This window comes from Rhizobium sp. Rhizsp82, assembly GCF_047325115.1.
Lineage (GTDB): Bacteria > Pseudomonadota > Alphaproteobacteria > Rhizobiales > Rhizobiaceae > Rhizobium.
Genome location: NZ_CP168570.1, coordinates 337597 through 362331, shown reverse-complemented (window position 1 = coordinate 362331; position 24735 = coordinate 337597). Strand labels below are relative to the sequence as shown.

Below are 24735 nucleotides of genomic sequence, written 5' to 3'. Positions count from 1 at the left end.
GAAACATGGGCAGCATTACCCTTCAGAAAGTCTCGAAGGTCTTCGGCGAAGCCAAGGTCATCCCTTCGATCGATCTCGATATCAAGGACGGCGAGTTCGTCGTCTTCGTCGGCCCCTCCGGCTGCGGCAAGTCCACGCTGCTCCGGCTGATCGCCGGGCTTGAGGACGTCTCCGGCGGCAAGATCGTCATCGACGGCAAGGACGCGACCGAAAGGGCCCCGTCCGAACGCGGTCTGGCGATGGTCTTCCAGTCCTACGCGCTCTATCCGCATATGAGCGTGCGCAATAACATCGCCTTCCCGCTGAAGATGGCGGGGATGGACAAGGCCGAAATCGACAAGAAGGTCGCCGATGCGGCCCGGGTGCTGAACCTGACCGACTATCTGGAGCGCAAGCCGCGCCAGCTTTCGGGCGGTCAGCGCCAGCGCGTCGCCATCGGCCGCGCGATCGTCCGCCAGCCGTCGGCCTTCCTGTTCGACGAACCGCTGTCGAACCTCGATGCCGCGCTGCGCGTCAACATGCGCATCGAGATCAGCGAGCTGCACCAGCAGCTGAAGACCACGATGATCTACGTCACCCACGACCAGGTGGAAGCCATGACCATGGCTGACAAGATCGTGGTGCTGAACAAGGGCAATATCGAGCAGGTCGGCTCGCCGCTGGAGCTCTACAAGAACCCGCGCAATCTCTTCGTCGCCGGCTTCATTGGCTCGCCGAAGATGAATTTCGTCAAGGGCCAGACGGCAGCTCAGCTCGGCGCGCACACGATCGGCATTCGTCCGGAGCATGTGATGCTGTCGAACGAGAGCGGTGAGTGGAAGGGCAGGGTCACGGTCGCCGAGCATCTTGGCTCCGATACGTTCCTGCATATCGACGTCGATGGCATTGGCCCGGTGACGGCGCGTGGCGGCGGCGAGTTCGCGGCCAAGGCCGGCGACACCGTCTACCTGACGCCAGACAAGACCCGCATCCACAAATTCAACGAGGGCGGCCTCGCCATCTGAGGCGACGACCGGGCCGGGGTGGCCATGTGAAGCGGGCGGGGTGTCCGCTTCACCGATACCCGGAGCGGCTGCCGTTCCGGAAGACCTCAAGAGGACTGAGATCATGACGTGCAAACTATCGCTGGCAACGCTTACCGAAGCGGCAAAGACCGCCGCAATTCCGGCCTATGACCGGGCGTCGCTCACGGCCGGCATCGTGCACTTCGGCGTCGGCAATTTTCATCGCGCCCACCAGGCGATCTATCTCGACGACCTGTTCAACCAGGGGCAGGATCACGACTGGGCGATCGTCGGCGCGGGCATGCTGCCGTCTGACGCGGCCATGCGCGAGAAGCTCGCGGCCCAGGATTTCCTGACGACCGTCGTCGAGCAGGACAACAACAAGACCGCGGCCCGGGTCACCGGACCGATGGCCGACATTCTGCCGATCGGCGACGCCAAGGCGATCATCGCCAAGCTCTCCGATCCCGCAATCCGCATCGTCTCGATGACGATCACCGAAGGCGGCTATTTCATCGATGCTTCCGGCAAGTTCAATCCGGAGCATCCGGCGATTGCCGCCGACGGCAAGAACCCGGCGGAGCCGAAGACCGTCTTCGGCCTGATCGTTGCCGGTCTGAAGGCGCGCAAGGACAAGGGCATCGTGCCGTTCACGGTCATGTCCTGCGATAACATTCCGCATAACGGCGTCGTCACCACCAATGCCGTCGTCGGCACCGCAAAGCTTTCCGATCCGGCGCTTGCCGACTGGATCAAGGCCAATGTCGCCTTCCCGAATGCCATGGTCGACCGCATTACGCCGGCAACCGGTCAGCGCGAAATCGACCTTCTGAAGGATCAGTTCGGCATCGAGGACCACTGGCCCGTCTACTGCGAAGAGTTCAAGCAGTGGGTGCTGGAAGACAAGTTCACGGCGGGCCGTCCAGCCCTCGAAAAGGTCGGCGTCACCTTCGTTCCGGATGTCACGCCCTACGAGCACATGAAGATCCGTATCCTGAACGGCGGCCATGCGGCGATCGCCTATCCGGCGGCGCTGATGGACATCCATTTCGTGCATGACTCCATGGAAGATCCGCTGATCCGCGCCTTTTTGGCAAAGCTCGAAAAGGACGAGATCATTCCGATCGTTCCGCCGGTGCCGAACACTTCGCTGCAGGATTATTTCCAGCTGATCGAGCGGCGCCTGCTCAACCCGAAGATCGCCGATACCATTCCGCGCCTGGCGCAGGATGGTTCGAACCGTCAGCCGAAGTTCATCCTGCCCTCGACGCTCGACAATCTCAGCCAGGGCCGTGATGTCGTCGGCCTGTCGCTGGTCTCGGCGCTCTGGTGCCGTTACTTCGCCGGCAAGACCGACAGCGGCAAGGACATCGTCTTCAACGATGCCAGCGCCGACCGTCTGCATGCCGCGGCGCTGAAGGCCAAGGACGATCCGATGGCGTTCCTCGCCTTCGACGACATCTTCGGCGAAGTGGCGAAATCGGAAGTCTTCCGCAAGCGCTTCGCACATGCCCTGAAAACGCTGTGGGAAAAGGGCACCCGCGAGACGCTGCAGCTCTATCTCGACGGCAAGCTTGCAGTGTAAGCAATTGCGATGGCGGCGGATGACGCCGCCATCGACCCGCCTTGCGGCAAGCGGGCCGGCAACGCGTCCGAGAACATGGTTGGTCTTTCATGACTGAGACACGGCTTGTCATTTTCGATTGCGACGGCGTGCTCGTCGACAGCGAGCCGATATCCGTCAACGTTCTCGTCAAGGCGATGAACGATCTCGGTGTTCCGATCACGGAAGAAGAGGTCTATGGCCGCTTTCTCGGCAAGAGCCTGGCGACCGTCATCGAAACCATGAGAAACGATTATCACGTCCATGCCGGTGAAGAGTTTCTCGAGCGGATGCGGGTCGATCTCTACAGCCGCTTCCGCAACGAGCTGAAGCCGATCGAGGGTATCGGCGAGACAATCGACGCGCTGCATCTGCCCTGCTGCGTGGCCTCGTCGAGCCAGGTCGAGCGCATCAAGCTTTCACTTTCCGTCACCGGGCTGATCGACAAGCTGCCGAACATCTTCAGCGCCAGCATGGTCAAGAACGGCAAGCCGGCACCGGACCTTTTTCTGCATGCAGCGCGGGAAATGCATGTCGCGCCGGAGAACTGCGTCGTCATCGAAGACAGCCCCGCAGGCATCGAGGCGGCAAAGGCAGCCGGCATGCGCGTCTTTGCCTTCACCGGCGGCTCGCACGCCAATTTCGAAGGCTATCGTGCTGAACTTGACCGGCTTTCGCCCGAAGCGGTGTTTGACGTGATGCCGGATTTGATACACCTTATCCAGAAACAAAAGCTGGATGGGATGCGCCCCTGATGCATGATCACGTGGTTGCGGTGGATGTCGGCACCGGCAGTGCGCGCGCCGGTGTCTTCGATGCCACTGGCCGGTTGCTTGGCAAGGCCGAGCATCCCATCATCATGAACAGACTGCGTGAAAACCACGCCGAGCACGATTCCGAAAATATCTGGTCCGCCGTCTGCATCTCGGTCCGCAAGGCCGTGGAACAATCCGGCGTGGCGCCTGCCTCGATCGGCGCGATCGGCTTCGACGGTACCTGCTCGCTTGTCGTGCGCGATGTCGAGGGGCGGCAGATTTCCGTTTCGACCGGTGGCGAAAAGCGGTTCGACACGATCGTCTGGCTCGATCATCGGGCGCTGCAGGAGGCCGATTTCTGCACGGCGACGGAACATGCGGTGCTGGAGCATTCCGGGCATTTCATGTCGCCCGAAATGGAAATGCCGAAGCTGATGTGGCTGAAGAAGAAGCTGCCGGGCACCTGGATGAATGCCGGCTACTTCTTCGACCTTGCCGACTTCATGACCTGGAAAGCGACGGGATCGCTGAACCGCTCGCGCTGCACGCTGACGGCCAAGTGGAATTATCTCTCCCATGAGAAACAGGGCTGGCGGAAGGACTTCCTGGAGAAGATCGGCCTTGAGGACCTGCAGGAGCGAGGGCATTTGCCCGACGATACCGTTCCGGTCGGCTCCAGCGTCGGCACGCTGACGCAGGAAGCGGCCTCGGCCCTCGGTCTGACGACGGCATGCCACGTCTCGGCTGGGATGATCGATGCCTATGCCGGAGCGCTCGGAACGCTCGGTGGCTTTGCCGACGATCCGCGCGCGCTCGAGCGGCAGCTGGCGCTGATCGCCGGCACATCGAGCTGCATCGTTTCCTTCTCGCGCGAACGGCGGCCGAGCCACGGCATGTGGGGGCCGTATTACGAAGCCGTATTTCCGCAGTCCTGGCTCGTCGAGGCCGGACAATCGGCGACCGGTGCGCTTCTCGACCATATCGTGCGGATGCATGCCGCAGGTGGGGAGCCGACCGCGGCGCTGCACCAGAAGATCGCCGCCCGCGTTGCGCAGCTTCGCGCCGAGGAGGGCGACGACGCCTTCGGCGCCCGCATCTTCGTGCTCCCCGATTTTCACGGCAACCGCTCGCCGCTTGCCGATCCTCATGCCGTCGGCGTCGTCAGCGGCCTGACGCTCGACACGTCCTTCGACGGTCTCTGCGCGCTCTATTGGCGCACGGCCGTCGGAATTGCGCTCGGCATCCGCCACATCCTCGAGAAGATGAAGGAATATGGCTACGTGCCGGATACGCTGCATGTGGCAGGCGGCCATGTGAAGAACCCGGTGCTGATGGAGCTCTATTCCGATGCCACGGGATGCAAGGTGGTGGTGCCGAAGATGAACGAGGCGGTACTGCTCGGCACGGCAATCGCCGCATCCGTCGCCTGCGGCCTGCACCGCGATCTCGCCGCTGCAGGAACCGCCATGTATCCCGGCGGCGACGAGCGCAGCCCGAACGCCGGGAAGCGGGCGATGTACGATCGGGAATACCGCCGGCTGCTGGCGATGTATCGCCACCGCGCCGAACTGGAGGCGATGGATTAACCTCCGCCGCGGCCTTCGCCCAGGATGGCGCCGAATTCGGCCATGCGGCGTTCGCGCTGCTGTGCTTCGTCGCCGGTGGCGGCGATTACCGTTTCCGAGAGACAATCGAGCAAGGCCATCAGCGGCGGCAGGTTGTCGTCATCAGGGACGCGGGAGGGCGGCAGTGTCAGCATGATGTTGGATTGATCCGGCATCCAGTCATTGTTCTCGGCAGCGATCAGGACGACCTTGTAGCCGTAGCGCCGTGCCGTTCTGGCGAGCAGCCGGGCGCGGGCGAAGCGGCGGCTGTCGACGATGACGAGGAGCGCGCCTTCGCCGGTCTGGCGGGCAAACAATTCGGCGAAACGGCTGCCGGAGCCATCAAGGGCCCGCACACCATCGCGGGCGCGGGTCAGCCGCTGGGCGAAATGCGAGGCGAAGCCGGCCATGCGGGCATGCGTGGCGATGAAGACTTCGCGAGCGCCTGAGATCATCGCTACGGCTTCGGCCCATTGGGGCTGGGCGGTAAGATGATAGATGTGGTGCAGGGCCTGGATCTGTTCGGTGACGAGCAACGCCAGCGGCTTGCCGCTCGATGCGTCGGTCTGCAGTTCGGTGAGCGAGGTCTGCAATTGCACCGGCGAGGTGACCGCGGTTTCGCGGATGTGGATCTTGACGCTGTCGAGGCCCTGATAGCCAAGCGCCCGCAGAAAACGGCCGACGGTCATCGGGCTGAGGTCCAGCCGGTCGGCGACGGATGCCGCCGTTTCGAAGGGCAAATCGTTCAGATGCTCGGTGAAATATTTCGCGATCCGGCGCTCCGCTGGGGTGCCGGATTTCACGTAGTGCCTGAGCTTCTGGACGAAGTCTTCCACGCGGGCATCCCCTCACTGGCGGAGACACGAGGGCTTCCGATGCGCTTAGGCGAGACTTGCCGTTTGCAACTATTTCCGGAAGCTGCGTCTCAGGCTCAAGTTTAGATCGAATAGTTTGCAGTATATATTAGTGTCTAGTTGCAGACAAGTTTTCCATTGTTGCATGTAATTTTATTTCCGCTTGCCGTTCTGCGCGGGGATTCCTACATCCGGGACAACACATGGAGACGCCAAAGCATGATCCTTGACGCCGCTCGTCTGTCCTTCAGCAATCTTCTCGCCGCCGAGACGCGCTCGGTCTTCTGGAAGGTTCTCGGCCTTACCCTGCTGGTGCTGGTGGGGCTGTGGTTCGTGCTGCGCAGCCTGTTTGCCACGCTGCTCTTTCCCTGGGTCGCGGGCTTCTTTCCGCAGATGCCGGAATGGGCCGGATGGCTGAGCTTCGTCTTCGCCATCCTTGCCGGTCTCGGGCTGGCGCTCGCTCTCGCGCTGCTGCTGTCGCCGGTGACGGCGCTGATCGCCGGACTGTTTCTCGACGATGTGGCCGAGGTTGTGGAAAAGCGGGACTATCCAAATGACCGGCCGGGCAACGCCATGCCCTTTGGGCCGGCTCTCGCGAGCTCGATCAAGTTCCTCGGCGTGGTGATCCTCGGCAATATGATCGCGCTGTTCCTGCTCTTCATTCCCGGCGTCAACCTGATCGCCTTCTTCATGGTCAACGGCTATCTGCTGGGGCGGGAATTCTTCGAGTTTGCGGCGATGCGTTTCCGGCCGCCCGAGGAGGCCCGGGCGTTCCGGGCCAAGCACGGATCGACGGTCTTCCTGGGCGGCCTTGTCATCGCGGCCTTTCTTGCGGTGCCGTTCCTCAATCTCCTCACGCCGCTCTTTGCCGCCGGCATGATGGTGCACCTGCACAAGCTGGTGTCGCAGAAGGATCCGGCCTTCAGAGGCTAGGTCAGGCGGGCAGCGCCGAGGCGTCGTACATGGCGGCAAACTCAGCGCTCGGCGGGATCGGCTTGATGATGTCGATCAGCACGCCGTTCGGATCGGTGGTGATGAAATGCCGCTGGCCGAAATCCTCGTCGCGCAGATCGCGCATGATCGGCAGCCCGGCCGTCTTGCAGGCGGCATAGATCGTATCGACATCCTCGACCTCGAAATTCAGAAGCAGGCCGGAGACCTTGCCACGCGCCTGCTCGGGAATGGTCTCGTGGCTGCCGTCGAGGACCGCAAGGGTTACGTTCTCATTCTCCATGGACTGGAGATGGACGTACCAGTCGGCTTCAAATAGCGCCTGAAAGCGGAAATGCGTAATGTAGAAGGCCGCCGTGGCCGCCACGTCATCGGTCATGATCACCGGATAATAGCTCGTCGATTTCATTTCGTTGCTCCTCTTTTATTTGCGTACAGTTTGTATGTTTTTTCGTTTAACATACATGCAGTGTGTATGTAAATAGGGGATATGAGCAGGACCAATCGCGAACGAACCGAACAGACACAGCAGGCGCTGATTGCGGCCGCGCGCCGCCTCTTCGTCGACAAGGGCTATGCCGAGACCGCGACGCCGGACATCGTTTCGGCGGCGGGTGTGACGCGCGGGGCGCTCTATCACCATTTCGAAGACAAGCGGGCGCTGTTCCGGGCGGTCATCGAACAGGAGGCGGAGAAGGTCGCCGAAGAGATCGAGAGCCGCTCGGCGGATGCACAGTCGCCGCGCGATGCGCTGCTCTCGGGCGCTTCGGCCTATTTCGATGCGATGGCGGCGGAGGGACGCACGCGGCTTCTGTTGCTGGAAGCACCGGCCGTTCTCGGCGCCGAAGCATCGGCGATCGACCGCGAGAATGCCGAGGAAAGCCTGCGGCGGGGATTGGCGGCGATGCTGCCGGCCGCCGGGGCGCAGCTTGGACCGCTGACATCACTGTTGTCAGCCGCCTTTGACCGTGCGGCGATCGAGATCGAGCAGGGCGGGGTGCGTAAGGACTACGAGAGGGCGATTGCCAGCCTACTCGACGGCCTCGCCGATCACCTGCGGCGGTAGCTCGACCAGCGGCGCCGGCATTTCCCAGGTCTTTTCTGCCGACTTACAAATATCGGCGATGATACAGTGCTCGCATTCCGGGCGTCTGGCCTTGCACGTATAGCGCCCATGCAGGATCAGCCAGTGATGGGCGTGGTAGAGATACTGTTTCGGCACCACCTTCATCATCCGCTCTTCGACCTCATCCGGCGTCTTGCCGGGGGCGAGCCTGATGCGGTTGGCAATGCGGAAGATGTGGGTATCGACGGCCATCGTGGCCTGGCCGAAGGCCATGGAGAGCACGACATTGGCGGTCTTGCGGCCGACGCCCGGCAGGCGAATGAGCTCTTCGAGCGTCTGCGGCACGACGCCGCCGAAATCATCGACCAGCATCTGCGACAGAGCCATGACGTTCTTCGCCTTGTTGCGATAGAGGCCGATGGTCTTGATGTAGTCGCGCACTTGCTCTTCGCCGAGAGCCAGCATCTTCTCGGGTGTATCTGCCGCCCTGAAAAGGGCGCGGGTGGCCTTGTTGACGCCGGCGTCCGTCGCCTGCGCGGAAAGCGCCACGGCGACCACCAGCGTGAAAGGATTGCTGTGCTCCAGCTCGCCCTTCGGCTCCGGCCGCTGGATCGAAAAGCGGCGGAAGATTTCTTCGCGCTCGGCCTCGGAATAGGCGGTGCGCACCGCCGTCTTCTTGCGGCGGACGATCACTTTTGAGTTTGCGGAAGTCCGGGAAGCGGATTTGAGTTTCGGTTCGGCCATCCGCAATCTATACTCGCCAGCCATGACGGAAAGCAACGCCGACAGCGCAGGCGAACAGCCTGTTTTCGCAGCCGAACTTTTCCCTTACCGCTCTCTCGGCCGCAAGGGGTTCCGTATCATGCTGGCGATATCCGGCGGTATCTGCTTCCTCTACGGAATGTTCTTCATCGTCACCGGCGCCTGGCCGATCGGCTTCTTCTTCGGGCTCGATTTCGCGCTGCTCTACGGCGCTTTCTGGCTGAACTACCGGTCGGGGCGGGCACGCGAGGAAGTGACGGTGTCGCGCACCGATGTGGCGATCCGAAAATTCGCGCCGTCGGGCAAGATGGTCGAGCATCATTTCAATCCCTTCTGGACCCGCTTTCTCGTGCGGCGGCATGAAGAGATCGGCATTCTTTCGATGCATGTCTCGGGGCAGGGGCGGCGCACCGATATCGGCTCTTTCCTCAATCCTGACGATCGCGAGAGTTTTGCGAAGGCCTTCAAGGGGGCGCTCGCCACCGTCAAGCAGCGGTTATGAAAGTGGCGCAAGAAACGGGTGGCTTGCGAGATCGCGCTTGATTATCTCCTTGTTACAAGGAGAAATACGATGAACATGATCGCAAATCTGAACAGAGACATCACGCCTGACGGTCCCGAATACGAGACCGTGCGGCAGGTCATCGAATTGATCACCGAAGATTATCGCGACCAGCCTTCGCTGGACGATATCGCCGCGCGTCTCAACCAGTCGCCGACCCAGCTGCAGAAGACCTTCACCCGCTGGGCCGGGCTTTCGCCGAAAGCCTTCCTGCAGGCAGTGACGCTCGATCATGCCAAGCGGCTGCTGCGGCAGGAAGAGCTGCCGCTGCTGGAGACGTCGTTCGAAGTCGGCCTGTCCGGGCCGAGCCGATTGCACGATCTCTTCGTTACCCACGAGGCGATGTCGCCAGGGGAATGGAAGGCAAGGGGTGGCGGGCTGACGATCCGCTATGGTTTCCACCATTCGCCGTTTGGCGTTGCGTTGGTCATGGCCACCGATCGAGGGCTCGCCGGCCTTGCCTTCAGCGATCTCGGAGACGAGGCGGCCTGTTTCGACGATATGGCCTGCCGCTGGCCGAATGCCGAATATGTCGAGGACAACCAAGCGACGGCGCCCTATGCCGAGCGCATCTTCCAGCCGGGCAAGTGGTCATCCGAGCAGCCGCTGCGGGTGGTGCTGATCGGCACGGATTTCCAGGTACGCGTCTGGGAAAGCCTGCTGAAGATCCCGTTCGGCAAGGCCGTCACCTATAGCGATATCGCCAATGACATCGGCAATCCGAAGGCGATGCGGGCTGTCGGGGCTGCTGTTGGCGCCAACCCGATTTCCTTCGTGGTGCCCTGCCATCGCGCGCTTGGCAAGAGTGGCGCGCTGACGGGATATCACTGGGGTCTGACACGCAAGCGCGCGATGCTCGGGTGGGAGTCGGCGCACGCCTGAGGCGTGCGTCAGCCTTCAGCCAGTTCCAGCAGCGCCTTGGCGGCACTCTCATCGGTGATCAGCGTGTTGCAGCCGATGCGTTTGATCGTTGCGCGGATGGCGGTGGCGCGGTGGGCGCCGCCTGAGGAGAGCACGATGTGCTTGGCCTTCTTCAGCGTATCGAGATCGACCGACATGACGCGGCTGTTGATCGAGTGATCGATGGTATTGCCGTCCTTGTCGAGGAAGTTGAACATCGTATCGCAGACGCAGCCGGCGTCGATCAGTTCCTGCAGTTCGGCCTTGGAGATCCAGCCCTCCGACAGGGAGGTGGAGTGCGGGCCGATATCGCCGCAGGAGACGATGGCGAGATCGAGGTTTTCGGCGAGGCGGTAGATGGTTTCCAGCCCGCATTTGTCGATCAGGTTCCGTTTCGTCTCGGTGGAGTCGACCAGCAGCGGCGCCAGGAACATGTAGCATTCGGCGCCGAGCTGGTTTGCCAGGCGCCAGGTATAATCGATCGGGTTCGTCTGATGTACCGCGACGATGCCGCCGAGCAGGGACACCACCTTGCAATTGTCGCGCCTGGGCGGGCGGAAGCTTGAAAGCGATGCCGTCATCGTGCGGCCCCAGCCGACACCGATCGTGTAGTCGTCGGGGATTGCCTCGGACAGAAACTGGCCGAGCGCCAGGCCGACGCTCTTCGCCAGAGCATTGACGTCGTTGGTGACGGGCGAGGGAACGACGATCGCCTCGTCCAGGCCATAGGCGCGTTCCAGCTTGACCGAGAGCTCGACGCAGTCGCCGATGGAATCGTTGATCCAGATCTGCACTTCGCTGCGCTTCATCGCCTCGTCGAGGAGGCGGATCACAGTCGTGCGGCTGATGCCGAGCTGCTCGGCAACATCCTTCTGGGTCAGGCCCTGATTGTAATAGAGCCATGCCGCCCGCAGACGCAGCGACGAGGCTTCGGAATAGGCGGTATGCGTGCCGCGCTTCAGCTTGACCACATCTTCTCTCGCGAAAATTTCACCCTAGTTTGCTTCAGCAAGCGAAAGGGGTGCAGGCATTCCTTTGTTCCCCGGCGATAATGACGGGTGTGACACTTATGTCAATTGAAATGCACAAATGTCCTTGACTTTCGATGAACGGAATTGCCATATTATCGATGACAGAAGTCGTTCTTGTCCGTCCGAGGAGGACAGTGTGCGGGCATGCGGGAAGTCAGGACCGGCCATGGTGCCGCGGGCATTGCCTGCGCGGAATTATCGCGCCATTCTTTCCCTCCGCACCGGGAACACTGCGGGTGTTCCTCACGTTAGCCCAATAGCCGTGATGGAGCCGCGCCTTTTCGCCTGCAACACGAACGTCAGCATTCCGTAGATCACCTCTTTTCCGGGCGAAGATCGCGCCGGTCCGCAGCTCAGTCACAAAGGATTTTGACCATGACATCCAAGCTTGACCAACTCCGCGAGATAACCACGGTGGTTGCCGATACCGGCGACATCGAGGCCGTTGCCCGTCTGAAGCCGGTCGATTGCACCACGAACCCGAGCATTGTTCTGAAGGCATTGGGTACGCCGATGTTTGCCGATGCGATCAAGGAAGGCGTTGCCTGGGGCAAGAAGCAGGGCGGCAATGCCGAAGCCGTTTCGGCTGCCGTTGCCGATCGTCTGGCGATCTCCGTTGGTGCGGCTCTCGTGAAGCTCGTCCCGGGCCGCGTTTCGACCGAAGTCGATGCCGATCTTTCCTTCGACACCGAAGCATCGCTTGCCAAGGCCCGTTCGATCATCGCCGCCTACAAGGAGCGCGGCATCGAGCGTGACCGCATCCTGATCAAGCTCGCTTCCACCTGGGAAGGCATCCGCGCCGCCGAAGTGCTGCAGAAGGAAGGCATCGACTGCAACCTGACGCTCCTCTTCTCGAAGGCCCAGGCCGTTGCCTGCGCCGACGCCAAGGTATTCCTGATCTCGCCCTTCGTCGGCCGTATCCTCGACTGGTACAAGAAGTCGACCGGCAAGGAGTTCACCCCTGAGGAAGATCCGGGCGTCATCTCCGTTCGCGACATCTACAACTACTACAAGGCCAACGACATCAAGACGATCGTCATGGGCGCCTCGTTCCGCAGCGCCGGCGAAATCGAAGCGCTGGCCGGTTGCGACCGCCTGACGATCGCTCCGAACCTGCTCGACGAACTGTCCAACGATCAGGGCAAGCTGGAGCGCAAGCTCTCGCCGGAGACCGTCAAGCCGGCTGCGAAGATCAGTGTCGACGAAAAGACCTTCCGCTGGATGATGAACGAAGATGCGATGGCGACCGAAAAGCTCGCCGAAGGCATCCGCGCCTTCGCCAAGGACCTCGGCACGCTGCGCGGCATGGTTCAGAAGGAACTGCAGCTCGCTGCTGCCTGATCCTGCCGGATAAGTGTTTGAAAAGGCCCGGACGCCGATGGTGTCCGGGCCTTTTTCATGGTGATATCGTCAGCCGAGGCAGGAGAAGCGGAATGGCAGGCAGCAAGCGCTCCGGTTTTATGACCTACGCAATCAGACACGGCAGTTTCATCATCGCCTTCGCCGCCGGGTTCGCCGTTTTCCTGCTGCTGACATCGCGTGACGTGAATGCCAAGAATGTCCTGGTCGGCTGGAATGTCACGGCTATCGTCTTCATCGGCATCAGCTGGCGCAAGATGCTGCGGGCAACCGTCTCGGATATCCGGCGGCGCTCGGAGGATCTGGATTTCTCCGATACGTTCGTGCTGTTCCTGTCGATCGCCGCCGCAGTGGCCAGCATTGCCGGCATCGGCCTCGAGCTGCATTCCGTCAAGGATGCTCCCCCTGACGTCGCCTTCGCACGGGCGATCGCGGCGGTCGTTACGATCTTGATTTCATGGGTGTTCCTGCACACGCTCTTCACCATCCACTATGCCCACCGCTTCTATGGCGGGTCGGATAAGGGCGAGGGGCTGATGTTTCCGGACAAGATAGAGGAGCCCACCTATTGGGACTTCCTCTATTTCTCCTTCACCATCGGAGTGGCGGCGCAGACCGCCGATGTGGCGGTGTCATCGCGGATCATGCGCAAGATCGCCCTGCTGCATGCGATCCTGTCGTTTCTTTTCAACACGACGATCCTGGCATTGGCGATCAATGTCGGGGCGAGCCTGCTTTAGGCCCGCCCGTGAGACGCGGTGGGTGCTAGAGAATGGCTTGTCCCGCCATCAGCGCGAGGATGAGGAAGATCAGGAAGATCACCAGCGCGATGCCGAAGAGGACGCGCGCGATCGTCGCGGTGGCGGCCGAGATGCCGGAGAAGCCGAAGAAGCCGGCGATCAGCGAAATGACGAAAAATATGAGAGCCCACTTAAGCATGGAAGTTTCCTCTGTGTTGGACGCAGAAGATGACGCGGCAGACGGCGATTTGTTCCCGCATCAGAATAAAATCGATTGAAATAACAGGCGATTTTCTAATGTTCCGGCATCGCCGGGTTGCGGGGCTTTTCAACTGGGCTTCGATCTGTTTCAAACTTTTGCCTAGGAAGAGCCCCCAATTCCTAAGGATGACGATCTGCCGCATATTTGTGCGTGGCAGGCGGGCTGAAGGCGTGGGGATTTTTCATCGATTTGCCCCATCGACGAAAGTGCCTTGATGTCCTCCCTCTTTGATCCCGCCGTCATTTCCATCTATCTCGAAGTCATCATGATCAACATCATCCTCTCCGGGGATAATGTGATCGTCATCGGCATGGCGGCCGCCGGTCTTGCGCCTGAACTGCGCGGCAAGGCGATCGTGTCCGGTATCGCGGCTGCCGCCGTTATCCGCATCGTCTTCGCCGTCATTGCCGCGGAACTGCTCGTCATCAAGGGCATCAACCTGATCGGCGGGCTGCTACTCCTCTGGATCTGCTGGACGATGTTCAAGGAGCTGCGGGAAGCCGGCGAAGAAGAAGAGGGTGGTGACGAGGCCGGGCATCATGCCCACAAGCCGAAGCTGCTGCGCCAGGCGATCGGCCAGATCATCTTCGCCGATCTTTCCATGTCGCTGGACAACGCGCTGGCCGTCGCAGGGGCGGCGAAGTCGAACATGACGGCGCTGATCTTCGGCCTCATTCTCTCCGTCGTGCTGATGGGCGTTGCCTCGAATTTCGTGGCGAAGCTGCTCAGCCGCTTCCGATGGATCGGCTGGATCGGGCTGGCGATTATCGTCTATGTCGCGCTCGACATGATCTGGGAAGGCGGCTGGGAAGTATGGGCCCTCTATGGGGCGCAGGTCGCCGGTTAAGGCTTCAGGCCGGAGAGCAGCGCTATCAGCTGTGCCTGGCGCTGCGTTCCGGTTTTCGAGAGCACACGTTTCACATAGCCGCGCGCCGTTTCATATTGCAGGCCGCAGATGGTGGCGATCTCGCGCGGCGAGGATCCGTCGAGCAGCAGCCGTGCCACCGTCGCCTCCTGGGGCGTCAGCGAAAAGGTGCTGCGCAAGAGCTCGATGCTCGGGCCGTCGCGCTCGCCGAGGTCGGTGATCAGCGCCACGACACTCGAATGGGCGAAGAGATCGGCGGCAAAGCCCTGCAGCTTCTGAACGCGGGCCACGAGCGGTGGCTTTCCCGTCCGGGTGATGCGAATGGCAGGCAGTTCGATGAACAGCGCGCCGTCGGCGGCCGAGAGCACCTGGCGCTGCAGCTGTGCCGCCTCGCTCTGCTTCAGGGTGAAAAGCTCTCCCCCGGCGATACGGATTTCCTCGTCGAGCAGGCCTTCGGCGCGTGCGTTGAGATGGGTGATGCGGCCCTTGCGGTCGAAGAAGATTGCGGCCGCAGCCGTCATATCGAAGGCTTCGCCCATGCCGCCGACCTTCGCCGCATCCAGCGTGCGCACCAGTTCGGCTGCTGATGACAGGCTCGATTGCATGCCGAGAAGCGCCGCCTCGTCATTGCGGTCGAAGGGGGCATCATGGATGCCGCGCTGCAGGTTGATGCTGAGCGTCGTGCCGCGCGCCTGAAACAGCACCATCGCGGAATAACGCATGCCGAAGCGCGCCAGGAAGTCGGCATAGAAGGCGTGCTGCGAGAAATCGCTGCTGGTGGCGATGTCATGCTCGATGACGACGCCCTTGGTCAGGCCGATCTGCAGGCCGCGCTCGCGAAAGTCCCGCTTGTACCAGCCTTCCGAGAAATAGATGTCGAAGGCCTCTAGAAAATTAGGGGTGGTGAGGACGCCGGCCTCGAATTTTCCACGCACCGGCATGATGTGGGTGCCGACCGAGCCGGTGGCCCGGCTGATCGCCTCCAGCGTGCCGTCCCATTGTTCCGGCATCAGCGCCGAATCCATCAAGCCGCCAAGGGCGCGCTGGAGTTCCGGAATATTAATCTGCGATGCCATTGAAAGTAATCAGCCTTTTTAGCCCCCCGCGGCTGTTGCCAAGGCTTTTCTCAAATATGGAGCATATATTCGTTCAACGCAATATTGAAATATATCCACAAAAAGACCGCCGTAGTTGTTTACGGCGGTCTGGAGTCACAAATATGTTATCTCAATAACCCGTTTGGGTTATTCAGCCGTGGTTGATCATTACATGGCGCACGGCGGTATAATCTTCGAGCGCATAGACCGACATGTCCTTGCCATAGCCGGATTGCTTCAGGCCGCCATGCGGCATTTCGTTGGTGAGCATGAAATGCGTGTTGATCCAGGTGCAGCCATATTGCAGGCGGGCGGCCGTCTTCATGCCGCGGCCGATATCCTTGGTCCAGACGGAGGAGGCAAGGCCGTAGTCGCTGTCGTTTGCCCAGGTGACGGCGTCCTCGACATCGCTGAAGCGGGTGACGGAGACGACCGGGCCGAAGACTTCGCGGCGGACGATCTCGTCGTCCTGCGTGGCGCCGGCAATCACAGTCGGCGTGTAGAAGAAGCCCTTGTCGCCCGAGGTCTTGCCACCCGTGGTGATCTCCATGTGCTTGTGCTCGGAGGCGCGGGCGACGAAGCTCTCGACACGGTCGCGCTGGCGCTTGGAGATCAGCGGACCGATCTCGTTTTCGGTGTCGTCGGACTGGTTGAACCTGATCGACGAAACAGCCGAGGACAGGTCGGCGACGAAGCGGTCGTAGACCTTGGCATCGGCATAGATGCGGCAGGCGGCGGTGCAATCCTGGCCGGCATTGTAATAGCCGAAGGTGCGGATGCCGGCGACGACCGCATCGATATCGGCGTCGTCGAAGACGATGACGGGAGCCTTACCGCCGAGTTCCAGATGGGTGCGCTTCACCGTCTTTGCGGCGGCCTGCAACACCTTCTTGCCGGTCGCGACATCGCCGGTGATCGAGACCATGCCGATCTTCGGATGGTTGATCAGCGCGTTGCCGACGCTCTCGCCGCGGCCGAGGATGACGTTGACGACGCCCTCGGGCAGGATCTCGGAGAGCAGCTTTGCCATCTTCAGCGCCGTCAGCGGCGTCTGTTCCGAGGGCTTGAAGACGACGGTGTTGCCGCCGGCGATTGCCGGTGCCAGCTTCCAGGCCATCATCATCAGCGGGTAGTTCCAGGGCGCGATCGAGCCGACGATGCCGATCGGGTCGCGGCGGATCATCGAGGTGTGGCCCGGCAGGTATTCGCCGGCGGCGGGCGCATGCAGGTTGCGCACGGCGCCTGCGAAGAAGCGGTAGCAATCGACGATCGCCGGGATTTCGTCATTGAGGACGGCGTTGATCGGCTTGCCGCAGTTCAGCGCCTCAAGGGCGGCGAAACCCGCGGCATCCTTCTCGATCGCATCGGCAATCTTCAGGAGATAGGAGGAGCGCTCGCCGGGCGTCGTCTGCGACCAGCTCTTGAAGGCCTTCTCGGCGGCATCGACGGCGTTGTCGATCTGGCCGAGCGAGGCTTCCGGCAGGTCGACGACCTTCTCGCCGGTCTTGGGGTTGAGGACGTGTTCCTCCGTCTCCGTGCCCGCTTCGAAACGCGAACCGATCAGCATTTGGATGTCCATGATGTTCTCCCTTTCGTTCATCGAGCGGATGGGGCATCCCACTCTGGTTTATTTTCCGGCCCCGGCGATCTGGTCGCCGTCGCGGGTGAGGTAATAGGCTGCCAGGATCGGCAGGAAGGTGACGAGCACGACGACCATGGCGACCACGTTGGTCACCGGGCGCTGGCGCGGACGGATCAGCTCTTCCAGCATCCAGATCGGCAGCGTCGATTGCTGGCCGCCGGTGAAGGTGGTCACGATGACTTCGTCGAAAGACAGCGCGAAGGCAAGCATGCCGCCTGCCAAGAGCGCCGTGCCGATATTCGGCAGCACGACATGGCGGAAGGTCTGGAAGCCGTCGGCACCGAGATCCATCGAGGCCTCGATCAGCGATCCCTGCGTGCGGCGGAAGCGGGCGACGGCGTTGTTATAGACGACGACGACGCAGAAGGTGGCGTGGCCGAGGACGATCGTCCAGACCGAAAAGGGGATGTCGAACAGGCTGAAGGCCGAGCGCAGCGCGATGCCGGTGATGATGCCCGGAAGCGCGATCGGCAGGATGACGAGCAGCGAGATCGCCTCCCGGCCGAAGAATTTCGTCTGGCTGACAGCGGCGGCGCAGAGCGTGCCAAGTACCAACGCGATCGCGGTGGCGATGCAGGCGACCTGCACGGAGAGGCCGAGTGCGTTCCAGACATCCGGCCGGTTCCAGGCAATGGCGAACCACTGCAGGGTTAGACCCGGTGGCGGCCACTGGTAGCTTTTCTCTTCTGTCGTGAAGGCGTAGACGAAGATCAGCAGGATCGGCAGATGCAGGAAGAGCAATCCGGCACCGGCGGCAATCTTCAGGAGAAGCGGGGATTTCTGTCCGCGATCAGAGCGCATCGAAAGCCCCCATGCGTTTGGCAAGCCAGAGATAGATGGCCATGATGACGATCGGCACGACCGAGAAGGCGGCGGCGAGCGGCACGTTGCCGGCCGTGCCCTGCTGCGTATAGACGGCCTGGCCGATGAAGAGGCGCGACGAGCCGATGATCTGCGGGATGATGTAGTCGCCGAGCGTCAGCGAGAAGGTGAAGATCGATCCGGCGACGATGCCGGGCAGCGCCAGCGGGAAGAGCACCGTGCGGAAGGTCTGGCGCGGGGTTGCGCCGAGATCCGACGAGGCCTCGATCAGGTTGCCGGGGACGCGCTCCAGCGCTGCCTGCGTCGGCAGGATCATGTAGGGCAGCCAGATATAGACGAAGACGATGAAGGTGCCGAGATAGCTGACGGAGAGCGAATTGCCGCCGACCACCGGCAGGTTCAGGATGCCGTCGAGCAGCCAGGAAAGGTAGAGCTTGCCGAAGAACCAGGTGAGGATGCCTTCCTTGGCGAGGATCAGCTTCCAGGCATAGATCTTGACGAGATAGCTCGACCAGAGCGGCAGCATGATGCCGAGATAGAAGAGCACCTTCCACTTTCCCTTGGCATAACGCGCCGCATAATAGGCGATCGGGAAGGCGATGACGGCGGAGGCGAGAGTGACGAGCGCCGCCATCAGGATGGTGCGGACGATAATGTCGAAATTGGTCGGGTTCAGCAGCTGCGCATAGGTCGACAGCGTGAACTCGTAGCTGATCATCCCTGAGAAATCGTCGATCGAGAAGAAGCTCTGCAGCAGCAGCGCGATTAGCGAACCGATATAGATGATGCCGAGCCAGAGCAGCGGCGGGGTCAGCATCAGGAAGAGCAGCAGTTTCGGATGGCGCCAGAAGACGTCCGAGAGGCGACCGAAGAAACCGCCACGCCCCGGCAGGATCGATGTGTCCTTGCCTGTCATCGCAATGGCGCTCATGCGGCATCATCCATGTAGTGGACGTCGCCCGGCTGCCAGCCGAGACGAACGCTGGAGCCGACATCAGGCACGTCCGCACCAGCGGGCAGCATGACATGTAGGCGCGTGCCACGGATATCGACCGTCAGGCGTGTCGCGGCACCGAGGAAGCTCGCGTTCTCGACGCGGGCCTCCGTGCCGTCGCCGAGACGGATCGCCTCGGGGCGCAGGCTTGCCCAACGCTTCTCGCCACCGAGAGAGGCCATGAAATCCGGGGCGATGACATTCGACGAGCCAACGAAATCGGCGACGAAGCGGGTCTTCGGGCGGCGGTAGATATCGTGCGGCGTGCCCTCCTGGACGATGCCGCCATTGTTGAAGACGGCGACGCGATCGGCCATCGACAGGGCCTCGCCCTGATCGTGGGTGACGAAGATGAAGGTGATGCCGAGGGCGCGCTGCAGGCTCTTCAACTCTTCCTGCATCTGCTCGCGTAGTTTCAGATCGAGCGCGCCGAGCGGCTCGTCGAGGAGCAGCACCTTCGGCTTGTTGACGAGAGCGCGGGCGAGCGCCACGCGCTGCCGCTGGCCGCCCGAAAGCTGGCCCGGGCGGCGGCTGCCGTAGCCCGGCAGCTTGACGAGTTCGAGCGCCTTTTCCGCTTCGCGCAGGCGCTCGGCCTTGCCTGTTCCCTTGACCATCAGGCCGTAGGCGACGTTGTCGAGAATGTTGAGATGCGGGAAGAGCGCGTAGTCCTGGAAGACAGTGTTGACGTTGCGCCGGTAGGGCGGCACGCCTTCGGCCTTCTCGCCGAAAATCTGGATATGGCCGCCGGTCGGCTGTTCGAAGCCGGCGATCAGGCGCAGGCATGTCGTCTTGCCGGAGCCGGACGGGCCGAGCATGGCAAAGAATTCGCCGGGCGCGATCTCGAGATCGACGCCGTCAACGGCGCGAACCTGGCCGAAATGACGCGAGACCTGCTGGAAACGGACGGCGGGTGTCATGGGTGGGCTCCAGTCTTGGCATTCAGTCTTGGATTTCAATTGCGGTGTTCAGACCCCGCCCCAAACCCCTCCCCACAAGGGGGAGGGGCTTAACCCCGCCTTGTCCCTCTCGGAGAACGCAGACGCTGAGATTGGAACGAGGCGGTGCCGCTTGCTAGCCCCTCCCCCTTGTGGGGAGGGGTTCGGGATGGGCGCTTTACCGCCCGCCGATCACGCCGACATAGTCGGAAACCCAGCGGTGATAAGGCACGCATTCGCTCTGCGTCGTGCACTTCGCAACCGGGGTCTTCCAGAACTTGATCTTGTCGAAGTGGTCGAAGCCGTTGGTGGCGCAACCGGTGTCGGTCATCAGTTCGTTGCCCTTGCAGGCGGCCGGCACCGAGGGGACGGCGCCAAACCAGGCGGCGGCATCGCCCTGAACCTTGGCAGACAGCGAGTGTTCCATCCACATATAGGCGCAGTTCGGGTGCTCGGCGTCGGCATGCAGCATGGTGGTGTCAGCCCAGCCTGTGACGCCTTCTTCCGGGAAGGTCGAGGCGATTTTCTGCTTGTCGGCCTGCATCAGGTTGACCTGGAACGGCCAGGAGCCGGAGGCGACGACGCCTTCGTTCTTGAAGTCGTCGATCTGGATCATCGCGTCGTGCCAGTAGCGGGAGACGAGCTTGCGCTGGCCGCGCAGCAGGTCGAGCGCCGCCTTGTACTGGTCTTCGTTCAGCTCGTAGGGGTCCTTGATGCCAAGCTCGGGCTTGTGGGCCATCAGATACATGGCGGCATCGGCGATATAGATCGCGCCGTCATAGGCCTGGACACGGCCCTTGTTGGACTTACCGTCGGGCAGGGTTTCTTCCTCGAAGACCACCTTCCAGCTGGTCGGCGCCTTATCCTTGAAGGCGTCGGTATTGTACATCAGGACGTTTGGTCCCCAGAGATAGGGAACGCCGTAGTGAACGCCACCGACTGTGTACCACGGGCCGTTCTGCAGGCGAGGATCGACATTCTTGAAGCTCGGGATCAGATCGGTGTTGATCGGCTGGACGCGCTTGCCGGCGATCAGGCGCAGCGAGGCGTCGCCGGAAGCGGTGACGAGGTCGAAGCCGCCTTCGTTCATCAGCGAGACCATTTCGTCTGATGTCGCGGCCGTCTTGACGGTCACCTTGCAGCCGGTGTCCTTTTCGAAGCCGGTTACCCAGTCGTAGTTCTTGTCGGTTTCGCCGCGCTCGATATAGCCGGCCCATGCGACGATGCTGACTGCACCTTCGCCCTTGCCCAGTTCCTTCAGCGGTTCGGCGGCAATCACCTGCGTTGCGAAGCTCAGGCACGCGAGCGCGGCCGTGCAGGATTTCAAGAGATTCGTCATCGTCTGTCTCCCGGTTTGAGCCGCTTGCTGCGGCATTTTGTTCCCGGTTGAAAAGTTGCGATGAAAAATCCGCTTTCGCAAATTCATTTATCAGAAAGACGTTATCGGAAATTCCGATATCAGGAGCGAACGCGGCCGGAGCGCATGCTTTCGGCAATGCCGACGAAGTCGCGCGCCGCCTGCGGCAGGCTCGACCCCTTGCGCCAGACCATGCCGACCTGAACGACTGGAAGCGAGCCGGAAACGTCGCGGCTTTCGATACGGTCGCCTTCCAGCGACCAGGGGCGGTAGACGAGATCGGGCAGCAGGGCGACGCCGGCGCCGGTGGCGACAAGGCTGCGGACAGCCTCGACCGAGCGGGTGCGGAACGCTACATGCGGGCGGGCGCCGAGGGCCGAGAGCAGCTTGCCGGTATTCTCCTCGATTTCGTCGACCGTCAGCATGATCAGCGGTTCGCGGGCGATATCGGCAACGGAGATAATGTCGGCCGAAACCAGCGGATGGCCCATCGGCAGCCAGAGGCGATAGGGCGACGTTTCCAGGATTTCCGCCTGCAGCGCCATGCGGTCGCGCAGGTTGGAGATGACCATGACGGCGACATCGAGCTCGCCGCCGACCAGCAGATGTTCGAGATAGCCGCCATTGTCCTCGATGGCGCTGACATCGACTCCGGGGCAGGCGCGGCGGTAGCGGGCGAGGAGATCGGAGAGCACATAGCCGGCGACGAGCGAGGTGACGCCGATGTTCAGCGTTCCCGATAGTGCGCTTTGCTGGCCGGAAAAGCTGGTGCGCGCGTCCGAGACGGTCGCCAGGATCTTCGTGGCGTGGCGCAGGAACTGGTGGCCGTTATGGGTGATGGTCAGGCCGCGCGGATGGCGATCGAAGAGCGAGACGCCAAGATCGGTTTCCAACTCTTTCAGCGCCTCTGTGACCGAGGATTGGGAGATGGAGAGGTTCTGCGCCGCACGCGTCACCGAACCCTGCTCGGCGACTGCGACGAAATATTGAAGCTGACGAAGCGTGAAGGCCATGCGGCTTTAGAGCATGCCGAAATACACGCTGACAAGTCTGTGAACTCCCGGACCTTTTTTGGCCTTTTATTCTCACCCCTGCGTTTTTACTGGCCGCACTTAAGCATTCCGAAACGTCGCTTGAATAGTTTTCCGAGCATGTATCGAGTTGGAGTTTTGCCGATGACGGAGCAGTTGGCGTGAAGGCCTTACTGCGCATATTCCGGCCGTCCCGGAAACTGGCGTTCGTTATCGGCGGTGTAGCGCTCTTCGCAGGCGCCTCCGGCGGTGCGGCGCTTTATGTCGGCAAAGATGCGATCCTTGGTCCTCCGGCAGAAGAAGTGAATGGTGCCTCCTGCACCGACGTCAATCTCGTGACGATCAAGAAGCAGGAGCATGTCTGGATCCGCAAATACATCAAGACCGAACCCACCGACGGGATGACGCGCGTCCGGACGGCTCTGCGGGTGGCGCAGGCGATCTATGCCGACAGCAAGCCGGATCTGGTGCAGGTCGTGGTGCTCGACCAGAACGGCCCGACGTTGCGCTCCGACATTCGCGGCCGGGCGATCGGCGCCGACGTCGTCTATATCCCGCATCCGGAAAAGATGATCGAGGGCATCGACGACAAGCCCTATACCGCCCGCTACTATGACGGCCAGGCCAGCCAGAACGGCCTGTTCTTCGGCGAGCGCGTCGATCTCCCGGAAGACGAGATCAAGACGCTGAACGCGTCCTTCAAGGAATATTCCGACTGCATCGATCCGACGGCCGTTGCCTCGACTGAGGGTGGCGAAGGCGGTGAGGGCGGCAAGAAGGGCGCCAAGGCCGAGAAGGCCAAGGGCGGCGAGGGCGAAGGCGAGGCCAAGGCGGAAGGCGGAGAAGCCAAGGCCGAGGGCGGCGAAGCCAAGGCTGAAGGCGGAGAAGGCGAGGCAGCGCCCGCCGAGGCTCCGGCCGAAGGTGGCGGCGAGGAAGCCGCGCCCGCCAAGAGCGGCCACTAACAGAAATCACCGGACACAAAAAAGCGGAGCGTCCTTTCGGGCGCTCCGCTTTTGCATTCGAAGTTCGTCAGTCTCAGTCCGTCTTGCTGCGGCGGGCCGGGAAGAGGATGACGTCGCGGATCGACGGCGCGTTGGTGAGCAGCATGATCAGGCGGTCGACGCCAATGCCGAGACCGCCGGCGGGCGGCATGCCCTGGTCGATCGCATCGAGGAATTCGTCGTCCAGCTGCTTTTCCTTCTCGCCGCGGGCATGTGCCTGCTCGAGCTGCTCGACCATGCGGCGACGCTGCTCTTCCGGATCATTGAGTTCGGAGAAGGCGTTGCCGAGTTCCCAGGCGTTGCAATAGGTCTCGAAGCGCTCCACAAGGCGCGGCTCGCCCGGCACTTCCTTGGCGAATGGCGAGATGTCCTTCGGGAAATGGGTGACGTGAGACGGCTGGATCAGCGTTCCCTCGACCTTCTCTTCGAAGATGAAGGCCAGGCATTCGCCCCAGGTCCAGTCCTTCTCGACTTCGAAGCCGGCGGCCTTGGCGGCCGTGCGGGCTTCTTCATCGGTCTTCATCGCAAGGAAGTCGATACCGGTCACTTCCTTGACGGCGTCAGGCATCGGCACGCGCTTGAACGGACCCTTGAAGGAGATTTCCTTGTCGCCGAAGGCGAATTCGGTCTTGCCGTGGATCGACAAAGCGAGCGTCTCGAACAGCCGCTCGACGAGGTCCATGATGTCCTCGTAGTCGGCATAGGCCCAGTAGCACTCCATCATCGTGAATTCTGGATTGTGCCGGGTGGAGACGCCTTCGTTGCGGAAGTTGCGGTTGATCTCGAACACCTTGTCGGTGAGGCCGGAGACCAGCGTGCGCTTCAGGAACAGTTCCGGCGCGATGCGCAGGTACATGTCGAGCTTCAGCGTGTTGTGATGCGTCTTGAATGGCTCAGCAGTCGCGCCGCCGTAAACCGAGTGCAGCATCGGCGTCTCGATTTCCATGAAGCCGTCACTTTCCATGAAGCGGCGGATACCGGAGACAATCTTCGAACGCTGCTGGAAGCGGAGCTTCGATTCCTCGTTGCTCATGATGTCGAGGTGGCGCTTGCGATACCGGATCTCGACATCCGCAATACCATTCCACTTCTCCGGCATGGGAAGAAGCGACTTGGTCAGCATGGTAATTTCGCGGGCGTTGATCGAGAGCTCGCCGCGCTTGGTGCGGCGGACGGTGCCGGTGACGCCGATGATGTCGCCGATGTCGATCATGGCGAGCATGTTGCGGGCTTCTTCCGGCGTCACGTCCTTGTGGCTGAAGATCTGGATCTTGCCGCCGGCGTCATGGATATCCATGAACATGCCGGAATTGCGCGAGGAATAGACGCGGCCGGCAACGGTCACGACATCGGTCGTCTCGACGTCGGATTCGAGATCCTTGTACTTCTCGGCGAGCTCGGCATTGGTGATGGTCCGGTGGAAATGCGCCGGATAGACATCGCCGATCTGTTCGCGCAGCAGCTTCAGCTTCTGGGCGCGCACTTCGGTTGCGTCGGAAGAAAGGGTCGCTGTTTCGGTCTTTTCGGTCATGGTGCAG

General features: G+C 61.8%; 25 protein-coding genes. 12 read left to right on the top strand and 13 right to left on the bottom strand.

All coding sequences use genetic code 11. From position 1 onward, the window contains the following. Window positions 1-5: 5 nt before the first annotated feature. The 4 genes from ACEN84_RS06475 (at window position 6) to ACEN84_RS06460 (ending at window position 4948) form a co-directional block, all read left to right on the top strand. A complete protein-coding gene (locus ACEN84_RS06475; RefSeq protein WP_112719799.1) occupies window positions 6-1004 on the top strand; it encodes an ABC transporter ATP-binding protein in 999 nt (332 codons plus the stop codon). A 103-nt stretch (window positions 1005-1107) separates the two neighbouring features. Beyond that, window positions 1108-2589 (top strand): mannitol dehydrogenase family protein, encoded by a 1482-nt coding sequence (locus ACEN84_RS06470; RefSeq protein ID WP_413710343.1) that lies wholly within the window; start codon window positions 1108-1110, stop codon window positions 2587-2589. A gap of 89 nt (window positions 2590-2678) precedes the next feature. Next, complete coding sequence (locus ACEN84_RS06465; RefSeq protein ID WP_199628917.1) at window positions 2679-3362, top strand: HAD family hydrolase; 684 nt, start codon at window positions 2679-2681, stop codon at window positions 3360-3362. Further along, window positions 3362-4948, top strand: coding sequence for an FGGY-family carbohydrate kinase (locus ACEN84_RS06460; protein WP_413710342.1), 1587 nt, complete (start codon window positions 3362-3364; stop codon window positions 4946-4948). Before ACEN84_RS06465 ends, ACEN84_RS06460 begins: the two co-directional genes overlap by 1 nt. Here the strand turns inward: ACEN84_RS06460 and ACEN84_RS06455 are convergent. Next, window positions 4945-5802 carry a MurR/RpiR family transcriptional regulator gene (locus ACEN84_RS06455; RefSeq protein WP_130282295.1) on the bottom strand — a complete coding sequence of 286 codons (858 nt, stop codon included), beginning with the start codon at window positions 5800-5802 and terminating at the stop codon, window positions 4945-4947. The two genes, ACEN84_RS06460 and ACEN84_RS06455, sit on opposite strands and share 4 nt — an antisense overlap. Before the next feature lie 237 nt (window positions 5803-6039). On the opposite strand from ACEN84_RS06455, the gene ACEN84_RS06450 reads away from it, so the two are divergent. Beyond that, on the top strand, window positions 6040-6753 hold the full coding sequence (locus tag ACEN84_RS06450; RefSeq protein ID WP_413710341.1) for a sulfate transporter family protein: 714 nt from the start codon (window positions 6040-6042) through the stop codon (window positions 6751-6753). Window position 6754: 1 nt separating this feature from the next. Here the strand turns inward: ACEN84_RS06450 and ACEN84_RS06445 are convergent, their stop codons facing one another. Continuing rightward, window positions 6755-7180 carry a VOC family protein gene (locus ACEN84_RS06445; protein WP_413710340.1) on the bottom strand — a complete coding sequence of 142 codons (426 nt, stop codon included), beginning with the start codon at window positions 7178-7180 and terminating at the stop codon, window positions 6755-6757. 81 nt (window positions 7181-7261) lie between these two features. Here ACEN84_RS06445 and ACEN84_RS06440 point away from each other — a divergent pair, with 81 nt between their 5' ends. Continuing rightward, window positions 7262-7837 carry a TetR/AcrR family transcriptional regulator gene (locus ACEN84_RS06440; RefSeq protein ID WP_413710339.1) on the top strand — a complete coding sequence of 192 codons (576 nt, stop codon included), beginning with the start codon at window positions 7262-7264 and terminating at the stop codon, window positions 7835-7837. Here the strand turns inward: ACEN84_RS06440 and nth are convergent. Beyond that, window positions 7802-8605, bottom strand: a complete 804-nt coding sequence (gene nth / locus ACEN84_RS06435) for an endonuclease III (protein ID WP_413710338.1) — start codon at window positions 8603-8605, stop codon at window positions 7802-7804. The two genes, ACEN84_RS06440 and nth, sit on opposite strands and share 36 nt — an antisense overlap. Between nth and ACEN84_RS06430 the strand changes: the two genes are divergently transcribed. Together ACEN84_RS06430 and ACEN84_RS06425 are read left to right on the top strand one after the other, a co-directional pair. Further along, a complete protein-coding gene (locus tag ACEN84_RS06430; RefSeq protein WP_413710337.1) occupies window positions 8604-9101 on the top strand; it encodes a DUF2244 domain-containing protein in 498 nt (165 codons plus the stop codon). The two genes, nth and ACEN84_RS06430, sit on opposite strands and share 2 nt — an antisense overlap. 69 nt (window positions 9102-9170) lie before the next feature. Continuing rightward, window positions 9171-10043, top strand: coding sequence for a methylated-DNA--[protein]-cysteine S-methyltransferase (locus ACEN84_RS06425; RefSeq protein WP_413710336.1), 873 nt, complete (start codon window positions 9171-9173; stop codon window positions 10041-10043). An 8-nt stretch (window positions 10044-10051) separates the two neighbouring features. Here ACEN84_RS06425 and ACEN84_RS06420 read toward each other — a convergent pair whose 3' ends face one another. Then, window positions 10052-11032, bottom strand: a complete 981-nt coding sequence (locus ACEN84_RS06420; protein WP_413710335.1) for a sugar-binding transcriptional regulator — start codon at window positions 11030-11032, stop codon at window positions 10052-10054. Window positions 11033-11467: 435 nt separating this feature from the next. Between ACEN84_RS06420 and tal the strand changes: the two genes are divergently transcribed. Both tal and ACEN84_RS06410 read left to right on the top strand, forming a co-directional pair. Then, window positions 11468-12433 carry a transaldolase gene (gene tal / locus ACEN84_RS06415; protein ID WP_112719788.1) on the top strand — a complete coding sequence of 322 codons (966 nt, stop codon included), beginning with the start codon at window positions 11468-11470 and terminating at the stop codon, window positions 12431-12433. A gap of 92 nt (window positions 12434-12525) precedes the next feature. Further along, window positions 12526-13191, top strand: a complete 666-nt coding sequence (locus ACEN84_RS06410; protein ID WP_413710334.1) for a DUF1345 domain-containing protein — start codon at window positions 12526-12528, stop codon at window positions 13189-13191. A 25-nt stretch (window positions 13192-13216) separates the two neighbouring features. On the opposite strand, the gene ACEN84_RS06405 is transcribed toward ACEN84_RS06410, so the two are convergent. Beyond that, window positions 13217-13390, bottom strand: coding sequence for a DUF1328 domain-containing protein (locus ACEN84_RS06405; protein ID WP_112719786.1), 174 nt, complete (start codon window positions 13388-13390; stop codon window positions 13217-13219). 277 nt (window positions 13391-13667) lie between these two features. Here ACEN84_RS06405 and ACEN84_RS06400 point away from each other — a divergent pair, with 277 nt between their 5' ends. After that, on the top strand, window positions 13668-14300 hold the full coding sequence (locus ACEN84_RS06400) for a YjbE family putative metal transport protein (protein ID WP_413710333.1): 633 nt from the start codon (window positions 13668-13670) through the stop codon (window positions 14298-14300). Here ACEN84_RS06400 and ACEN84_RS06395 read toward each other — a convergent pair. The 7 genes from ACEN84_RS06395 to ACEN84_RS06365 all read right to left on the bottom strand — a co-directional run bounded on the left by ACEN84_RS06395 (window position 14297) and on the right by ACEN84_RS06365 (window position 22178). Further along, window positions 14297-15394: a helix-turn-helix transcriptional regulator gene (locus ACEN84_RS06395; RefSeq protein ID WP_130282283.1), complete on the bottom strand. Its 1098-nt coding sequence runs from the start codon at window positions 15392-15394 to the stop codon at window positions 14297-14299. The genes ACEN84_RS06400 and ACEN84_RS06395 overlap by 4 nt on opposite strands. 172 nt (window positions 15395-15566) lie before the next feature. Next, window positions 15567-16994 carry a gamma-aminobutyraldehyde dehydrogenase gene (locus ACEN84_RS06390; protein WP_413710332.1) on the bottom strand — a complete coding sequence of 476 codons (1428 nt, stop codon included), beginning with the start codon at window positions 16992-16994 and terminating at the stop codon, window positions 15567-15569. 48 nt (window positions 16995-17042) lie between these two features. Further along, window positions 17043-17858, bottom strand: a complete 816-nt coding sequence (locus ACEN84_RS06385; protein WP_413710331.1) for an ABC transporter permease — start codon at window positions 17856-17858, stop codon at window positions 17043-17045. Beyond that, window positions 17848-18810, bottom strand: coding sequence for an ABC transporter permease (locus tag ACEN84_RS06380; protein ID WP_413710330.1), 963 nt, complete (start codon window positions 18808-18810; stop codon window positions 17848-17850). Before ACEN84_RS06380 ends, ACEN84_RS06385 begins: the two co-directional genes overlap by 11 nt. Further along, the gene (locus ACEN84_RS06375; RefSeq protein WP_413710329.1) at window positions 18807-19790 is read right to left on the bottom strand and encodes an ABC transporter ATP-binding protein; all 984 of its coding nucleotides are present in this window, start codon (window positions 19788-19790) and stop codon (window positions 18807-18809) included. The genes ACEN84_RS06380 and ACEN84_RS06375 overlap by 4 nt, the downstream gene beginning before the upstream one ends. Window positions 19791-19986: 196 nt before the next feature. Continuing rightward, window positions 19987-21147: an ABC transporter substrate-binding protein gene (locus ACEN84_RS06370; RefSeq protein WP_413710328.1), complete on the bottom strand. Its 1161-nt coding sequence runs from the start codon at window positions 21145-21147 to the stop codon at window positions 19987-19989. A gap of 119 nt (window positions 21148-21266) precedes the next feature. Further along, complete coding sequence (locus tag ACEN84_RS06365; protein ID WP_112719779.1) at window positions 21267-22178, bottom strand: LysR family transcriptional regulator; 912 nt, start codon at window positions 22176-22178, stop codon at window positions 21267-21269. Between the two features lie 179 nt (window positions 22179-22357). Between ACEN84_RS06365 and ACEN84_RS06360 the strand changes: the two genes are divergently transcribed. Next, window positions 22358-23158 carry a hypothetical protein gene (locus ACEN84_RS06360; RefSeq protein ID WP_199628928.1) on the top strand — a complete coding sequence of 267 codons (801 nt, stop codon included), beginning with the start codon at window positions 22358-22360 and terminating at the stop codon, window positions 23156-23158. A 73-nt stretch (window positions 23159-23231) separates the two neighbouring features. Here ACEN84_RS06360 and lysS read toward each other — a convergent pair whose 3' ends face one another. Continuing rightward, window positions 23232-24728, bottom strand: coding sequence for a lysine--tRNA ligase (gene lysS / locus ACEN84_RS06355; protein ID WP_112719777.1), 1497 nt, complete (start codon window positions 24726-24728; stop codon window positions 23232-23234). Window positions 24729-24735: the final 7 nt, after the last annotated feature.

Bases quoted from the DNA above. Each gene is read 5' to 3' on its own strand.
- ACEN84_RS06475 (WP_112719799.1), top strand. From the start codon at position 6: ATGGGCAGCATTACCCTTCAGAAAGTCTCGAAGGTCTTCGGCGAAGCC.
- ACEN84_RS06470 (WP_413710343.1), top strand. From the start codon at position 1,108: ATGACGTGCAAACTATCGCTGGCAACGCTTACCGAAGCGGCAAAGACC.
- ACEN84_RS06465 (WP_199628917.1), top strand. From the start codon at position 2,679: ATGACTGAGACACGGCTTGTCATTTTCGATTGCGACGGCGTGCTCGTC.
- ACEN84_RS06460 (WP_413710342.1), top strand. From the start codon at position 3,362: ATGCATGATCACGTGGTTGCGGTGGATGTCGGCACCGGCAGTGCGCGC.
- ACEN84_RS06450 (WP_413710341.1), top strand. From the start codon at position 6,040: ATGATCCTTGACGCCGCTCGTCTGTCCTTCAGCAATCTTCTCGCCGCC.
- ACEN84_RS06445 (WP_413710340.1), bottom strand. From the start codon at position 7,180: ATGAAATCGACGAGCTATTATCCGGTGATCATGACCGATGACGTGGCG.
- ACEN84_RS06440 (WP_413710339.1), top strand. From the start codon at position 7,262: ATGAGCAGGACCAATCGCGAACGAACCGAACAGACACAGCAGGCGCTG.
- ACEN84_RS06430 (WP_413710337.1), top strand. From the start codon at position 8,604: ATGACGGAAAGCAACGCCGACAGCGCAGGCGAACAGCCTGTTTTCGCA.
- nth (WP_413710338.1), bottom strand. From the start codon at position 8,605: ATGGCTGGCGAGTATAGATTGCGGATGGCCGAACCGAAACTCAAATCC.
- ACEN84_RS06425 (WP_413710336.1), top strand. From the start codon at position 9,171: ATGAACATGATCGCAAATCTGAACAGAGACATCACGCCTGACGGTCCC.
- tal (WP_112719788.1), top strand. From the start codon at position 11,468: ATGACATCCAAGCTTGACCAACTCCGCGAGATAACCACGGTGGTTGCC.
- ACEN84_RS06410 (WP_413710334.1), top strand. From the start codon at position 12,526: ATGGCAGGCAGCAAGCGCTCCGGTTTTATGACCTACGCAATCAGACAC.
- ACEN84_RS06405 (WP_112719786.1), bottom strand. From the start codon at position 13,390: ATGCTTAAGTGGGCTCTCATATTTTTCGTCATTTCGCTGATCGCCGGC.
- ACEN84_RS06400 (WP_413710333.1), top strand. From the start codon at position 13,668: ATGTCCTCCCTCTTTGATCCCGCCGTCATTTCCATCTATCTCGAAGTC.
- ACEN84_RS06395 (WP_130282283.1), bottom strand. From the start codon at position 15,394: ATGGCATCGCAGATTAATATTCCGGAACTCCAGCGCGCCCTTGGCGGC.
- ACEN84_RS06390 (WP_413710332.1), bottom strand. From the start codon at position 16,994: ATGGACATCCAAATGCTGATCGGTTCGCGTTTCGAAGCGGGCACGGAG.
- ACEN84_RS06385 (WP_413710331.1), bottom strand. From the start codon at position 17,858: ATGCGCTCTGATCGCGGACAGAAATCCCCGCTTCTCCTGAAGATTGCC.
- ACEN84_RS06380 (WP_413710330.1), bottom strand. From the start codon at position 18,810: ATGAGCGCCATTGCGATGACAGGCAAGGACACATCGATCCTGCCGGGG.
- ACEN84_RS06375 (WP_413710329.1), bottom strand. From the start codon at position 19,790: ATGACACCCGCCGTCCGTTTCCAGCAGGTCTCGCGTCATTTCGGCCAG.
- ACEN84_RS06370 (WP_413710328.1), bottom strand. From the start codon at position 21,147: ATGACGAATCTCTTGAAATCCTGCACGGCCGCGCTCGCGTGCCTGAGC.
- ACEN84_RS06365 (WP_112719779.1), bottom strand. From the start codon at position 22,178: ATGGCCTTCACGCTTCGTCAGCTTCAATATTTCGTCGCAGTCGCCGAG.
- lysS (WP_112719777.1), bottom strand. From the start codon at position 24,728: ATGACCGAAAAGACCGAAACAGCGACCCTTTCTTCCGACGCAACCGAA.